We start from the raw sequence: 13405 nt of genomic DNA, 5'->3' as shown, positions 1-13405 counted from the left end.
TAGTTAAGTTGAGCAGCATGGCACAAAATAATATTGCACAAAATAGCGTTGTGAAAGTAACGCAGGTAAATGGTGGCTGGGATGTTAGTGGCGATGTGCTTATTACTACGGCCAATGATCTGCTAAAACAAAGCCAAGCGTTCGCAATTGAAAACACGAAAATCGATTTTGCGAATGTAACCGATGTAGATACAAGCGCAGTGAGTTTGATTTTAGAGTGGAAGCGCCGTGCAGAGAAAGAAAATCAATCGCTGACATTTGTTAATTTGCCTGCTAATTTAATCAGCTTAGTGCAATTGTATGATGTCGCTGATTTAATAAATTAGTCAAAAATTGATTAATAAAACTGAAGTAATTAATTAGTTAACACTTATTTTGTTGCAATAAAAACTACTAATTCGTTTTTTTAGCCCCATCTGAATGATGGGGTTTTGTTTTTGTACATGCCAATTAAATGACGTTGAAATAGAAAAGTTTATGCGGCTGCAATGTAAATCCTGTGCATGTTTAACAAAAGCTACTTTAAATTTAAAGATTTCTAAAGATGAAAGTGAAGATGGCAGATAAAATATCAGCCCCAGCGATAAAGATTGAACAAATCCATAAGCACTTTGGTGATTTGCATGCGCTAAGAGGCATTGACTTAACCATTGAACAGGGTGAATTTTTTGGTTTATTAGGTCCAAATGGTGCGGGGAAATCAACCTTAATCAATATTCTGGCCGGGTTGTTAAAGCCTTCGCGGGGCAAAATATCCATCATGGGACATGATGTGATTGATGATTATCAAGCCGCGCGTTTAAGTTTGGGTGTTGTGCCGCAAGAGTTGGTGTTCGATCCATTTTTTAATGTGCGCGAGATGCTGCGTTTTCAGGCGGGATATTTTGGCCGTGGTCGTGAAAATGATGCTTGGGTGGATGAGGTGATTGAAAGTCTAGACCTTACCGACAAAGCACATACCAATATGCGCAAACTTTCTGGTGGTATGAAACGCCGCGCATTGATTGCCCAAGCCTTAGTGCACAAGCCGCCAGTAATCGTTTTAGATGAGCCGACCGCTGGCGTGGATGTTGAGTTGCGCCAAATGTTGTGGACGTTTATCAAAAAATTAAATGCAGATGGTCATACGATTATTCTCACTACGCATTATCTTGAAGAAGCCGAGACTTTATGTGAGCGTGTGGCGATGATGAAGCAAGGCGAGATAGTAGCGTTAGATACTACCGCTAATTTATTAAGCAAATTGCCAGGCAAAAATTTGCGCCTGAATCTTGGCACAGCGAGTTTGCCGCCAGCTTTATTGCCGATGTTGAAAAATGGTGAAAATGGTATTTACACACTGGCGTTGACTGAACTGAATCAAGTGGAATTCGCCTTGAGTGCATTGCGAAAAGCCAAGATTCAGGTAGAAGATATGCAATTAATTGAAGCGGATTTGGAAGATGTATTTATGTCACTAGTCGGTGGCAAGAGTGGTCAATATGAATCTAATTGATGATTTGATTTCGCCGCAATGGCGCGGTACGTATACTTTATTTAAAAAAGAGTTGCTGCGTTTTTGTCGCGTAGCGTTCCAAACGGTCGCGTCGCCAGTATTAACTTCGCTGCTGTATTTATTGATATTTTCGCATGTGCTGGAAAGTCATGTGCAGGTATACAAAGGCGTGCCATATACCGCATTTTTAATCCCTGGCTTGATTATGATGTCGCTGCTACAAAATGCATTTGCGAACAGTTCGTCTAGCTTAGTGCAATCTAAAATCATGGGCAGTATTGTATTTGTACTGTTAACACCATTATCGTATTTACAATTTTTTATCGCATTTTTAGCTGCGGCAATCATTCGCGGTTTTTTAGTCGGCATCAGTATTTATCTAGTCGCCCTTTGGTTTGTCGATTTAACGCTGGTGCATCCATTGTGGATATTTGTATTTGCTTTACTGGGCAGCGCGTTATTAGGCACTTTTGGCATTATTGCAGGCATTTGGTCGGATAAATTTGATCAAATGGCAGCGTTTCAGAACTTCGTTATTATGCCGCTGACATTTTTATCTGGTGTATTTTACTCGATTCATTCCTTGCCGCCATTTTGGCAAACCGTGTCAAAATTTAATCCATTTTTCTACATGATAGATGGCTTTCGTTACGGTTTTTTTGGGCAAAGTGATATTTCACCTTGGTTGAGTTTGGTAGTCGTATTAGGCTTCTTATTAGCGTTAGCATGGGCAGCGCTAAAAATGTTAAAATCCGGCTATAAATTAAGAGGTTAAATTAACGGCCAAGATTCAGTATTGAGTTCAAGCTGTTAATTAAAGATTACTTATTAGATGGTTAAAATTACGGATTAATAAAGCATGTTAAGCGCAGCGCAGTTACAAAATTACATCACGCAAGGGTTACCTTGCGATTACATTCAAGTATTAGGCGATGATGGCACGCATTTCGAAGCGGTGATTGTCAGCCCTGCTTTCGTGGGTAAAAATATGGTGCAACAGCATCAGTTAGTCTACGCCGCATTGGGCGATCGTATGCGCGCAGAAATTCATGCATTAGGTATGAAAACGTATACACCTGAAAAATGGCAAATACTTAACCAATAAAAATCGATCATTTTTCAGGTAAAAATTCAGATTAAAACATTAAATTAAGACATCAGTTTAGGAGTAAGAGATGGACGCACAAGCACAAATTAAAGAAACAGTGACCAGTAATAAAGTGGTTTTATATATGAAAGGTAGCCCAAAATTTCCGCAATGTGGTTTTTCTAACTTGGCTACTCAAATTTTAGATGCCTGTAATGCACAGTATGTAGCGGTTGATGTGTTGCAGGATCAAGCGATTCGCGAAGGCATCAAGCAATATGCCAATTGGCCAACTATTCCGCAATTGTATGTAAACGGTGAGTTTTTAGGCGGTTCAGATATTATGCGCGCCATGTACGAAAGTGGTGAGTTGCAAGCATTGTTGGGCGAGGCTGCTTAGTTGGATAAGCTGATTATTGAAGGCGGTTTTGCGTTAAATGGTGAAGTCACCATTTCTGGTGCAAAAAATGCAGCACTACCGATTTTATGTGCATCACTCTTGGCTGAAACGCCACTGAATTTGAGCAGTATCGCGGCGTTAAAAGATATCGATACTACCATCACATTGTTAGATACCATGGGCGTTAAAGTAGCGCGCGATGCTGACAAAGTGAGTTTAGATGCTTCGGACGTGCAATCGTTTGAAGCGACTTACGAAATGGTGAAAACCATGCGCGCTTCCATTCTGGTGCTTGGCCCTTTATTGGCGCGTTTTGGTACAGCACGTGTTTCATTGCCAGGCGGCTGTGCGATCGGCTCACGCCCTGTGGATTTGCATATTAAAGGCTTGCAAGCAATGGGTGCGGCGATTCATATTACGCACGGCTATATTCAAGCTAGCACTTTGCATTTACCCAATCGTCGTCTACAAGGCGCACGTTATTACATGGATTTGGTCACGGTTACAGGCACTGAAAACTTGATGATGGCGGCTGCTTTGGCTGAAGGTACAACAGTATTAGAAAATGCTGCCAAAGAACCTGAAGTGGTCGATTTGGCAGAATGCTTGATTAAAATGGGCGCGAATATTACTGGCGCGGGTACCGATGTGATTACCATCATTGGCGTGGAAAAATTGCATGGTGCTGATCATTCAATCGTATGCGATCGCATTGAGGCAGGCACTTATATGGTGGCAGCGGCAATGACAGGTGGCGAAGTGAAATTACTGAATGCGCGTGCTGATTTGCTGGATGCGGTGATTGAAAAATTACGCGATGCTGGCGCAACAGTGACTAGCGATGCAAACAGTATCACGGTAAAAAGTGACGGCAAATTAAAAGCAGTCAATATTCGTACTGCGCCACATCCTGCTTTTCCAACAGACATGCAGGCACAATTTATGGCGTTAAACACAGTTGCAACCGGCGTTGCAAAAGTCACCGAAACGATTTTTGAAAACCGTTTTATGCACGTGCAAGAAATGCAACGTTTAGGCGCAGATATCAGCATTGACGGCAATACTGCGCTAGTCAAAGGCGTAGAGTTTTTAGACGGCGCGATTGTAATGGCAACCGATTTACGCGCTTCAGCAAGCTTAGTCTTAGCTGGCTTGGTGGCAAGAGGCGAAACGGTGATTGAGCGTATTTATCATCTAGATCGTGGCTACGAATATTTAGAAGAGAAGTTAACTAAGTTAGGCGCAAAAGTGCGTCGCGCACACTAAATAACGCAATAAATTAAAACAGACTTAACCCCAAAATATAAGCAAAAAATCATGATTACCATTGCATTAAGTAAAGGCAGAATCTTCGAAGAAACCACACCATTATTGGCTGCTGCGGGTATTCATGCGTTGGAAGATCCTGAGTCTTCACGCAAACTGATCCTGCCAACCAATCGCGATGATGTGCGGCTGATTATTGTGCGCGCAACGGATGTGCCAACTTACGTGCAATATGGCGCGGCAGATTTAGGTATAGCTGGCAAAGATGTGCTGGATGAGCATGGCAGCGAAGGTTTGTATCAGCCGTTAGATTTGCAAATTGCCAAATGCAAAATGATGGTGGCGGTGCGTGAGGGCTTTGATTACGAAGCCAGTATTCGCCAAGGTGCGCGGCTGAAAGTGGTGACGAAATATGTCAAAACCGCGCGTGAGCATTTTGCTGCTAAGGGCATGCATGTTGATTTGATTAAATTATATGGCTCAATGGAGCTTGGCCCGTTGGTTGGTTTGGCAGATGTGATTGTCGATTTGGTGAGCACGGGCGGCACTCTGCGTGCGAATAACCTTAAAGCCGTAGAGTTTGTCGGCGATATCAGCTCACGTTTAGTCGTAAATCAGGCATCGTTAAAATTGAATCGTGCGCAATTGCAGCCGATTATTGAGAGTTTTGCTAGCGCAATCACTTTGCCAGCCTAAAATTCACCAATTTAATTGGCCTATTTATAGTGTTAAGTATTCAAAAGAAATGTGAAAGTATTTGAGTCATGAAGATTAGACGTTTATCCACAAAAGAATCGACATTTGATGCGGATTTGAAAGCCTTACTGGCGTTTGAAACCGCGCAGGATGATTCTATAGACGTGGTTGTAGCCAATATATTGAAAGACGTAAAGGCCCGCGGCGATGTTGCGGTATTGGAGTACACCAATCGTTTTGATAAAACAAATGCGACTCAATTAGCTGAGTTGGAAATTAGCCAAGCTGAATTACAAGCGGCATTAAATGGATTGCCAACTGAGCAACGCGCAGCTTTGCAGGCGGCTGCTGATAGAGTGAAAAGTTACCATGAAAAACAAGTGATGCAATCATGGAGCTACACTGAAGCAGATGGCACTTTACTCGGTCAGCAAGTGACTGCATTAGACCGTGTTGGTTTATACGTACCAGGCGGAAAAGCCGCTTATCCGTCTTCAGTATTAATGAATGCGATTCCGGCAAAAGTGGCGGGTGTTCAAGAGTTAATCATGGTGGTGCCGACGCCAAATGGTGAAAAAAACGCCTTAGTCTTGGCGGCAGCTGCGATTGCAGGCGTTGACCGCGTATTCTGTATCGGTGGCGCGCAAGCTGTAGGTGCAATGGCTTATGGCACGCAAACCGTGCCGCAAGTAGATAAAATCGTTGGGCCAGGTAATGCATATGTTGCAGCAGCAAAGCGCCGTGTATTTGGTGTGGTGGGTATTGATATGGTTGCTGGGCCTTCAGAGATTTTGGTGATTTGCGATGGTAAGACTAATCCTGACTGGATTGCGATGGATTTATTCAGCCAAGCGGAACATGATGAATTAGCGCAGTCTATATTGTTAAGCCCAGATGCGACGTTTTTAAATGCAGTTGCTGCCAGCATGCAAAAACTGGTAGAAACCATGCCGCGCAAAGATATTATCAATACCTCGATATCAGACCGCGGCGCGTTAATCTTAACCAAAGATTTAGATGAAGCGATTGCAATCAGCAACTACATTGCGCCAGAGCATTTGGAATTATCTGTTGAAAATCCGCTTGAAATGAGCAAGAAGATTAGACACGCAGGTGCTATTTTTATGGGGCGTGATACTTGCGAGGCACTAGGTGATTATTGCGCAGGACCGAATCACGTGTTGCCGACTTCGCGTACTGCGCGTTTTTCTAGTCCTTTGGGTGTATATGATTTTCAAAAGCGCTCAAGCCTGATTATGGTTTCTCAAGATGGCGCGCAAAAATTGGGCAAAATTGCTTCTACACTTGCGCATGGCGAAGGTTTAACCGCGCATGCAAGATCAGCTGAATATCGCTTGAAATAGTGGGATTATTTCAATGAGTAAATTCTGGAGTGATGTTGTACATAAGTTGACACCTTACGTGCCGGGCGAGCAGCCTAAACTAAATAGTCTGGTTAAACTTAACACAAACGAAAATCCTTATGGCCCAAGCCCTAAAGTGATTGAAGCACTAAAGTTAGAAGCTGCTGATAGCTTAAGGCTTTACCCAGACCCGAATTCTGACAAACTCAAAGCGGCTATTGCACAAAACTTTAGTTTGCAAGGCATCGATATAAAGCCCAATCAAGTGTTTGTCGGCAATGGTTCTGACGAAGTGCTGGCGCATGTTTTTCAGGCTTTATTAAAACATGAAAAGCCGCTGTTATTTCCTGACATTACCTATAGTTTCTATCCAGTTTATTGTGGGCTGTATGGTATTCAATATGAAACCATCGCGTTGGATAAACAATTTAACATTGATATCCATGACTATGCGCGACCTAATGGTGGCATTATTTTTCCGAATCCTAACGCGCCAACAGGGGTTCCGTTAGCGCTTTCAGACATAGAACAATTGCTACGCCAAAATACGCATTCGGTTGTGGTAATTGATGAAGCTTATGTGGATTTTGGTACAGAATCGGCGGTTAAGTTAATCAATACTTATCCCAATTTACTGGTCACACATACGCTCTCAAAAGCGCGCTCATTAGCGGGATTGCGTGTGGGCTATGCGTTGGGGAATAAGGACTTAATCGAAGCGCTAGTCCGTGTCAAAGATAGTTTCAACTCCTATCCAATTGATCGATTTGCTGAAGCAGGTGCAGTTGCCGCCATGCAAGACAGTGCTTATTTTGATGAGACTTGTGCAAAAGTAGTCGCGACAAGGCATCAATTGGTTAACGACTTGCAAGCACTCAATTTTGAAAGTTTGCCATCAGGCGCTAATTTCATATTTGCAAAACACAAAACGCTGGGTGGTGCTGAGTTGGCGGAAAAGTTACGTGAGCACAATATCATTGTGCGACACTTTAAAAAACCATCAAGAATCGCGCCATATATTCGCATCACTATAGGCACAGATGCGCAATCAAATAGCCTTATACAAGCACTTACAACGATTTTAAAATCAGATTAACTGATACAACTGGCGCATAAGTACGCTAAGGTACTTGTTTTGTAATCAAATTATGACCAAATTGTTGAAATATTGAATCAATTGCGGTTATGATGTCGAAATGTACAAAATGTGCAAATAGTATTTTGTAAAATTACTTTGAATTAAAACAAAATAACTACAGAATATTAATTTTTTAATCAAATAATTTTATCGAACCCTTTTAAATTATTAGCGAGCTCGGAGGAATAGGCACCATGGCACAAACCCAGATGGCATTAGATTCATTAGATTTTGACGCAACAGTTGCATTGGCAACTAAAGTAGCACCACACGTAGATATCTTAGAAATCGGTACACCTTGCATTAAACACAATGGTATTGAATTATTAAAAACATTGCGTGCAAAATTTCCAAACAACAAAATCTTAGTTGACTTGAAAACAATGGATGCTGGTTTCTACGAAGCTGAGCCATTCTACAAAGCCGGCGCAGACATCGTTACTGTTCTTGGTACTGCTGATCTTGGTACTATCAAGGGTGTAATTGATGTTGCTAATAAATATGGTAAACAAGCACAAGTTGACTTGATTAACGTAACAGACAAAGTGGCACGTACTAAAGAAGTCGCAAAATTAGGCGCGCACATCATTGGTGTTCACACTGGTTTAGATCAACAAGCAGCTGGTCAAACACCTTTTGCTGATTTGGCTTTGATTACTGGTTTAAACACCGGCGCTAAAGTTTCTGTTGCTGGCGGTGTTAAAGCGGCAACAGTTCGCCAAGTAGTTGATGCAGGTGCTGATATCGTGGTTGCTGGTGCAGCAATCTATGGCGCAGCAGATCCAGCAGCTTCAGCTGCTGAAATTTCAGGCTTAGCACGTGGCAACTCAGCTGCAGCTGGTGGTCTTGGTAAATACTTACCATGGGCATTAATCGCAGGTGCAGTACTTTTAGGTTTATATCTATTAACTGGTAATAAACCAGCTCAAGAAGCGCCAGTTGACGCGCCAGTTGTTGAAGAAGTGGCTCCAGCGGCTGAAGCACCAGCTGCAGTTGAAGAAGCTGCACCAGTTGAAGCGGCTCCAGAAGCACCAGCTGAAACTGCTCCAGCAGAAGCAGCGCCAGCTGCGGCTCAGTAATAGTTTTTTCAAGCTAAGCAATATTTAGCATGGTAAAAAGCCGACTATTTAGTCGGCTTTTTTATTTGCTGTGTTTATTTAGGGTGACTTTGCGCCCAAGGCTTAGTTTGAGTTAAAATACGGTTAAATTATTGATTGTTTTCATTTAAGTTACCCATGCGCCAAGCTGAAGTCATCCGCAACACATTAGAAACGCAAATTACTGTCTCGATTAATATCGATGGCAACGGCACTTCACAATTTAATACTGGGCTCGGTTTTTTAGACCACATGCTGGATCAGATTTCACGCCATGGCATGATGGATATTAACGTTCAGGCCAAAGGTGATTTGCATATTGATGCACATCACACTGTTGAAGATATCGGTATTACTTTAGGCCAGGCATTTTCAAAAGCAGTGGGCGATAAAAAAGGCATTAATCGCTATGGCCATGCTTATGTGCCGCTTGATGAAGCGTTAAGTCGCGTGGTGTTGGATTTATCAGGTCGTCCTGGTTTGGAATTTAATTGCCAATTTACGCGTGCCGCAATTGGCGAGTTTGATGTTGATTTAGTACACGAATTTTTTCAAGGTTTTGTGAATCACGCCAATGTCACACTACATATCGATAATTTAAAAGGCCACAATTCGCACCATCAAGCTGAAACGATATTTAAAGCTTTTGGACGCGCTTTGCGCATGGCAGTTACGCCCGATGCACGCATGGCGGGCATCATGCCATCTACCAAAGGCAGCTTATAATCGCTGCGGTACCAATAATTGATTAAATTAGCACATGACTAAAATAGATATTGCAGTCGTTGATTACGGCATGGGCAATTTGCGATCCGTTTCTAAAGCGGTTGAGCATGTCGCGCAGGGTAAATCGGTTGTCATCACCAGTGATGCTTCTGTGATTCAGCTGGCAGAGCGCATTGTTTTTCCTGGGCAAGGCGCAATGCCAGATTGCATGCGCGAATTAGATAGTAGAAACTTACGTGATGCCATCCTGTATGCAGCAGCCAATAAACCTTTCTTAGGTATTTGCATCGGCATGCAATTGTTGTTTGAACACTCTGAAGAGGGCGATACAGCTGGATTGGGCATATTTAAAGGCGATGTGAAACGTTTTGCGGCGCATCAAATAGTGAATGATGAGAAATTGAAGATTCCACACATGGGTTGGAATCAAGTCTATCAATTAAAAAACGACCAAGATAAGCCGCACGCCTTGTGGCAAGATATTGAAGATGCCACGCGGTTTTATCATGTACATAGTTATTATGCCGCCCCTTTGGATGCTGCTTTAACTGTCGGTGAAACTGAATATCCTGAGCGTTTTTGCAGTGTTGTGGCGCAAGATAATATATTCGCAACACAGTTTCACGTAGAAAAAAGTGCGCAAGCCGGCTTGCAATTACTGCGCAATTTTGTATATTGGAAACCTTAATCAGCAGTTAACAAGTGAAGACTTGATAAACTAGAATCTTTAACTCCATTTTTTTTGTAATTTTTAATCAATAACAATCATGCTTATTATTCCTGCAATTGATCTCAAAGATGGCCATTGTGTACGTTTAAAACAAGGCCTTATGGAAGAATCCACCGTATTTTCAGAAGATCCAGGCGCGATGGCGCGGCATTGGGTTGATCAAGGCGGCAAGCGTTTACATCTAGTCGATTTGAACGGCGCATTTGCAGGCAAGCCTGTTAACGAGAATGCCATCAAGTCGATTGTAAACGCTGTTAAAGGTGAAATTCCTATTCAATTAGGTGGTGGTATTCGCGATCTGGAAACCATAGAGCGTTATCTAGATGACGGTATCGATTACGTGATTATTGGCACAGCAGCTGTTAAAACGCCGGGCTTCTTACATGAAGCTTGTTATGCTTTCCCTGGTCAAATTATGGTCGGTTTAGATGCAAAAGAAGGCAAAGTGGCGATTGATGGTTGGTCGAAACTCACCGGACATGATGTGATTGATTTGGCTAAAAAGTTTGAAGATTATGGTGTTAATGCCATTGTTTACACAGATATTGGCCGCGATGGCATGTTAACTGGCGTGAATATCGAGGCGACAGTTGCCTTAGCCCAAGCCTTAACTATTCCTGTGATTGCTTCAGGCGGTGTAACTAATTTAGATGATGTGCGCAAACTGTGCGCGGTGGCAAGTGAGGGTATTATTGGTACGATTACAGGTCGTGCGATCTATGAGGGCACACTGGATTTTGCCGCTGCACAAAGTCTTGCAGACTCGCTGAGTTAATGACTTTAAATCAGCTCAAAATAATGAAGTGGATTTAAGCCAATGGCATTAGCAAAGCGCATCATTCCTTGCCTAGATGTGACCAATGGTCGCGTGGTGAAAGGCATCAACTTTTTAGAGTTGCGTGATGCTGGCGACCCGGTTGAAATTGCCAAGCGCTATGATGACCAAGGTGCAGACGAACTCACTTTTTTAGACATTACTGCCAGCTCAGATAATCGCGGCTTGATTCTACATATTATCGAGCAAGTGGCCAGCCAAGTATTTATTCCTTTAACAGTTGGTGGTGGCGTGCGCGAGGTGGAGGATGTGCGTCGTTTACTCAACGCGGGTGCTGATAAAGTCAGTATAAATACGACCGCCGTATTGAATCCACAAGTGGTACAAGATGCCGCTGCGCGATTCGGTTCACAATGCATTGTAGTAGCCATCGATGCTAAAAAGGTAGACAATCAGCCATTTGAATGGGAAGTTTTTACCCATGGCGGCCGTAAAGCGACAGGGCTAGATGCAGTCAAATGGGCTGAATATATGGTCAGTTTGGGTGCAGGTGAATTATTGGTCACCAGCATGGACAGAGACGGTACGAAAATTGGTTTTAATAATCCATTAAATCGCGCGATTTCAGATGCGGTAGATGTGCCATTGATTGCTTCTGGCGGTGTCGGTAATTTACAGCATTTGGTTGATGGTGTGACTATTGGCGGCGCGGATGCTGTGCTAGCGGCGAGTATTTTCCACTATGGTGAATACACAGTCCAGCAGGCAAAAGAATATATGCGTAGCCACAAAATTGAGGTTAGACTTTGAGCGGGCTGACAATATGAATTGGTTAGATGAAGTAAATTGGGATGCAAACGGCTTGGTGCCTGTAATTGCGCAGGAATTTGATAGTGGGCGTGTGTTAATGTTTGCGTGGATGAATCGCGAAGCTTTACAGTTAACCAATGAATCAAAACAAGCTGTTTATTGGTCGCGCTCACGTAATAAATTATGGCGTAAAGGTGAGGAATCCGGTCACACGCAAAAAGTGCATGAGATTCGTCTGGATTGTGATGAAGACGTTGTGTTGATTAAAGTGGAACAAATTGGTGGAATCGCTTGCCATACGGGTCGACATAATTGTTTTTTTAAGAAGCTAGAACAAGATAAAGATTCGCAAGCGCAATGGTTAATTGACCAGCCTGTGCTAAAAGACCCTAAAACGATATATCACGATTGATTTTTCGCGATGGTTTTTTAAAGATTATTAGTGATTAAGACTGAATAGCATGAATGATGTATTAGATCGATTAGCAGAATTGTTGGAACAGCGTAAAGCCGCTGATCCAACTTCGTCTTATGTGGCGAAACTGTATGCTAAAGGGTTAGACAGTATCTTAAAAAAGATTGGTGAGGAAGCGACTGAAACAGTCATTGCAGCCAAAGGTGGTAACAAAGAAGAAATTATTTATGAAACTGCTGATTTGTGGTTTCATACCTTGATTATGCTGAGTCACGCAGGTTTAAAACCGCAAGATGTGCTGGACGAACTAGCGCGCCGTGAAGGTTTGTCTGGTATTACAGAGAAAGAAAGTCGAAGTAAATAATGAGCGCGGACTGTATTTTTTGTAAAATTATTGCTGGCGATATTCCAGCCAAAAAAATCTATGAAGATGACAGCTTTATTGCCTTTCATGACATTAAGCCTATGGCAAAGATACATTTTTTAATTGTACCCAAACAACATATTGAAACCTTAAAAGATTGCACAGAAGCACAAGAATCCTTATTGGGTAAAGCATTATTGTTGGCGCCGAAATTGGCAGAAAGCCAAGGCTTGACAGGCTTTAAAACGCTGATCAATACTGGTCGCGAAGGCGGTCAGGAAGTATTTCATATTCACGTTCATGTATTTGGCGGCAATTAATTGCCTACAAAAGCAAATTAGCTAAATAACTAAATTTAGGAGAGCATCATGGGTTCATTCAGTTTGTGGCATTGGTTAATCGTCTTATTGATTGTCGTTTTAATATTTGGCACTAAAAAATTAAAGAATATGGGTAGCGATGTTGGTGGTGCAGTAAATGAGTTTAAAAAGGCCATGAAAGATGAGCAGGTAACTGACGCTAAAGTTGATACTCAGCCACATCAATCTGGCACAACTATTGAAGGTGAAGTCACTCACAAGACTAAGAGTTAATTGTAATGTTTGGTATTTCCTTTTCGGAACTGTTTGTCATTGCTATCGTAGCTTTATTGGTTATTGGCCCAGAAAAATTACCAAAAGTAGCACGCACGATAGGCGCGTTGACTGGGCGCATGCAACGTTACGCGACACAGGTAAAAGAAGAGGTCAATCGCGAATTTCGGTTTGAAGAATTGCAAAAATTGCAGCAAGAAATCAGCCATGCGGTTGTTAGTGCAGAGCAAAATATTCATCAACAAGTCAATCAAGTTGAAAATTCAATTGCAGATTTAGGTAGTAGTAAAGCTGAACCTGCGCCAAATCTTGCTCAAAATCAAGCGCCGATTCAAAAACAAACAACTGCTCGAAAACCGCGGGCGAAATCTACTAAAGTTATTTCTGAAGGTTCAGAAAAAGTCGTTAAAGCTAAACCCGTTAAAAAAACAAAAAAAGTTGAGGTTTAG

Annotated in this window: 19 protein-coding genes; all 19 read left to right on the top strand. The window is 42.3% G+C overall.

The annotated features are described in order from the left end of the window. The first annotated feature begins 17 nt into the window (after positions 1-17). The 19 genes from METVE_RS0102750 (at position 18) to tatB (ending at position 13405) form a co-directional block, all read left to right on the top strand. The gene (locus METVE_RS0102750; protein WP_020166919.1) at positions 18-326 is read left to right on the top strand and encodes an STAS domain-containing protein; all 309 of its coding nucleotides are present in this window, start codon (positions 18-20) and stop codon (positions 324-326) included. A 218-nt stretch (positions 327-544) separates the two neighbouring features. Then, the gene (locus METVE_RS0102745) at positions 545-1495 is read left to right on the top strand and encodes an ABC transporter ATP-binding protein (protein ID WP_020166918.1); all 951 of its coding nucleotides are present in this window, start codon (positions 545-547) and stop codon (positions 1493-1495) included. After that, on the top strand, positions 1482-2270 hold the full coding sequence (locus METVE_RS0102740; RefSeq protein WP_020166917.1) for an ABC transporter permease: 789 nt from the start codon (positions 1482-1484) through the stop codon (positions 2268-2270). The genes METVE_RS0102745 and METVE_RS0102740 overlap by 14 nt, the downstream gene beginning before the upstream one ends. Before the next feature lie 84 nt (positions 2271-2354). Then, a complete protein-coding gene (locus METVE_RS0102735) occupies positions 2355-2600 on the top strand; it encodes a BolA family protein (RefSeq protein WP_020166916.1) in 246 nt (81 codons plus the stop codon). A 70-nt stretch (positions 2601-2670) separates the two neighbouring features. Continuing rightward, complete coding sequence (gene grxD, locus METVE_RS0102730; protein WP_020166915.1) at positions 2671-2982, top strand: Grx4 family monothiol glutaredoxin; 312 nt, start codon at positions 2671-2673, stop codon at positions 2980-2982. Then, entirely contained in the window at positions 2983-4248 is a 1266-nt protein-coding gene (murA, locus tag METVE_RS0102725) for a UDP-N-acetylglucosamine 1-carboxyvinyltransferase (RefSeq protein WP_020166914.1), read from the top strand. Between the two features lie 51 nt (positions 4249-4299). After that, a complete protein-coding gene (gene hisG, locus METVE_RS0102720; RefSeq protein ID WP_020166913.1) occupies positions 4300-4944 on the top strand; it encodes an ATP phosphoribosyltransferase in 645 nt (214 codons plus the stop codon). 68 nt (positions 4945-5012) lie between these two features. After that, positions 5013-6308, top strand: coding sequence for a histidinol dehydrogenase (hisD, locus tag METVE_RS0102715; RefSeq protein ID WP_020166912.1), 1296 nt, complete (start codon positions 5013-5015; stop codon positions 6306-6308). Positions 6309-6321: 13 nt separating this feature from the next. Further along, entirely contained in the window at positions 6322-7404 is a 1083-nt protein-coding gene (gene hisC / locus METVE_RS0102710) for a histidinol-phosphate transaminase (RefSeq protein WP_020166911.1), read from the top strand. 236 nt (positions 7405-7640) lie between these two features. Further along, the gene (gene hxlA, locus METVE_RS0102705) at positions 7641-8525 is read left to right on the top strand and encodes a 3-hexulose-6-phosphate synthase (RefSeq protein WP_020166910.1); all 885 of its coding nucleotides are present in this window, start codon (positions 7641-7643) and stop codon (positions 8523-8525) included. 156 nt (positions 8526-8681) lie between these two features. Next, positions 8682-9269, top strand: a complete 588-nt coding sequence (hisB, locus tag METVE_RS0102700) for an imidazoleglycerol-phosphate dehydratase HisB (protein ID WP_020166909.1) — start codon at positions 8682-8684, stop codon at positions 9267-9269. Positions 9270-9303: 34 nt separating this feature from the next. Further along, a complete protein-coding gene (gene hisH, locus METVE_RS0102695; RefSeq protein ID WP_020166908.1) occupies positions 9304-9957 on the top strand; it encodes an imidazole glycerol phosphate synthase subunit HisH in 654 nt (217 codons plus the stop codon). 79 nt (positions 9958-10036) lie between these two features. After that, entirely contained in the window at positions 10037-10774 is a 738-nt protein-coding gene (gene hisA / locus METVE_RS0102690) for a 1-(5-phosphoribosyl)-5-[(5-phosphoribosylamino)methylideneamino]imidazole-4-carboxamide isomerase (protein WP_020166907.1), read from the top strand. Positions 10775-10816: 42 nt separating this feature from the next. Then, a complete protein-coding gene (hisF, locus tag METVE_RS0102685) occupies positions 10817-11584 on the top strand; it encodes an imidazole glycerol phosphate synthase subunit HisF (RefSeq protein WP_020166906.1) in 768 nt (255 codons plus the stop codon). Between the two features lie 13 nt (positions 11585-11597). Then, positions 11598-11996 (top strand): phosphoribosyl-AMP cyclohydrolase, encoded by a 399-nt coding sequence (gene hisI / locus METVE_RS0102680; protein WP_020166905.1) that lies wholly within the window; start codon positions 11598-11600, stop codon positions 11994-11996. Positions 11997-12045: 49 nt separating this feature from the next. Further along, positions 12046-12363: a phosphoribosyl-ATP diphosphatase gene (locus tag METVE_RS0102675; RefSeq protein WP_020166904.1), complete on the top strand. Its 318-nt coding sequence runs from the start codon at positions 12046-12048 to the stop codon at positions 12361-12363. Continuing rightward, positions 12363-12683, top strand: a complete 321-nt coding sequence (locus tag METVE_RS0102670) for a histidine triad nucleotide-binding protein (protein WP_020166903.1) — start codon at positions 12363-12365, stop codon at positions 12681-12683. The genes METVE_RS0102675 and METVE_RS0102670 overlap by 1 nt, the downstream gene beginning before the upstream one ends. Before the next feature lie 48 nt (positions 12684-12731). Beyond that, positions 12732-12956, top strand: a complete 225-nt coding sequence (gene tatA / locus METVE_RS0102665; RefSeq protein ID WP_020166902.1) for a Sec-independent protein translocase subunit TatA — start codon at positions 12732-12734, stop codon at positions 12954-12956. 5 nt (positions 12957-12961) lie between these two features. Beyond that, entirely contained in the window at positions 12962-13405 is a 444-nt protein-coding gene (gene tatB, locus METVE_RS0102660; protein ID WP_020166901.1) for a Sec-independent protein translocase protein TatB, read from the top strand.

The sequence above is a fragment of the Methylotenera versatilis 79 genome (genome assembly GCF_000384375.1).
GTDB lineage: Bacteria > Pseudomonadota > Gammaproteobacteria > Burkholderiales > Methylophilaceae > Methylotenera_A > Methylotenera_A versatilis_B.
The sequence above is the reverse complement of the archived record's forward strand: the minus strand, read 5'-3'. Positions and strand labels throughout refer to the sequence as shown.

What these genes read in the sequence shown, in the direction of transcription:
- METVE_RS0102735 (WP_020166916.1), top strand. Translation starts at nt 2,355, where the DNA reads ATGTTAAGCGCAGCGCAGTTACAAAATTACATCACGCAAGGGTTACCT.
- METVE_RS0102670 (WP_020166903.1), top strand. Translation starts at nt 12,363, where the DNA reads ATGAGCGCGGACTGTATTTTTTGTAAAATTATTGCTGGCGATATTCCA.
- hxlA (WP_020166910.1), top strand. Translation starts at nt 7,641, where the DNA reads ATGGCACAAACCCAGATGGCATTAGATTCATTAGATTTTGACGCAACA.
- METVE_RS0102740 (WP_020166917.1), top strand. Translation starts at nt 1,482, where the DNA reads ATGAATCTAATTGATGATTTGATTTCGCCGCAATGGCGCGGTACGTAT.
- hisH (WP_020166908.1), top strand. Translation starts at nt 9,304, where the DNA reads ATGACTAAAATAGATATTGCAGTCGTTGATTACGGCATGGGCAATTTG.
- METVE_RS0102750 (WP_020166919.1), top strand. Translation starts at nt 18, where the DNA reads ATGGCACAAAATAATATTGCACAAAATAGCGTTGTGAAAGTAACGCAG.
- hisB (WP_020166909.1), top strand. Translation starts at nt 8,682, where the DNA reads ATGCGCCAAGCTGAAGTCATCCGCAACACATTAGAAACGCAAATTACT.
- hisI (WP_020166905.1), top strand. Translation starts at nt 11,598, where the DNA reads ATGAATTGGTTAGATGAAGTAAATTGGGATGCAAACGGCTTGGTGCCT.
- tatA (WP_020166902.1), top strand. Translation starts at nt 12,732, where the DNA reads ATGGGTTCATTCAGTTTGTGGCATTGGTTAATCGTCTTATTGATTGTC.
- METVE_RS0102745 (WP_020166918.1), top strand. Translation starts at nt 545, where the DNA reads ATGAAAGTGAAGATGGCAGATAAAATATCAGCCCCAGCGATAAAGATT.
- hisF (WP_020166906.1), top strand. Translation starts at nt 10,817, where the DNA reads ATGGCATTAGCAAAGCGCATCATTCCTTGCCTAGATGTGACCAATGGT.
- hisC (WP_020166911.1), top strand. Translation starts at nt 6,322, where the DNA reads ATGAGTAAATTCTGGAGTGATGTTGTACATAAGTTGACACCTTACGTG.
- hisA (WP_020166907.1), top strand. Translation starts at nt 10,037, where the DNA reads ATGCTTATTATTCCTGCAATTGATCTCAAAGATGGCCATTGTGTACGT.
- hisD (WP_020166912.1), top strand. Translation starts at nt 5,013, where the DNA reads ATGAAGATTAGACGTTTATCCACAAAAGAATCGACATTTGATGCGGAT.
- tatB (WP_020166901.1), top strand. Translation starts at nt 12,962, where the DNA reads ATGTTTGGTATTTCCTTTTCGGAACTGTTTGTCATTGCTATCGTAGCT.
- grxD (WP_020166915.1), top strand. Translation starts at nt 2,671, where the DNA reads ATGGACGCACAAGCACAAATTAAAGAAACAGTGACCAGTAATAAAGTG.
- METVE_RS0102675 (WP_020166904.1), top strand. Translation starts at nt 12,046, where the DNA reads ATGAATGATGTATTAGATCGATTAGCAGAATTGTTGGAACAGCGTAAA.
- hisG (WP_020166913.1), top strand. Translation starts at nt 4,300, where the DNA reads ATGATTACCATTGCATTAAGTAAAGGCAGAATCTTCGAAGAAACCACA.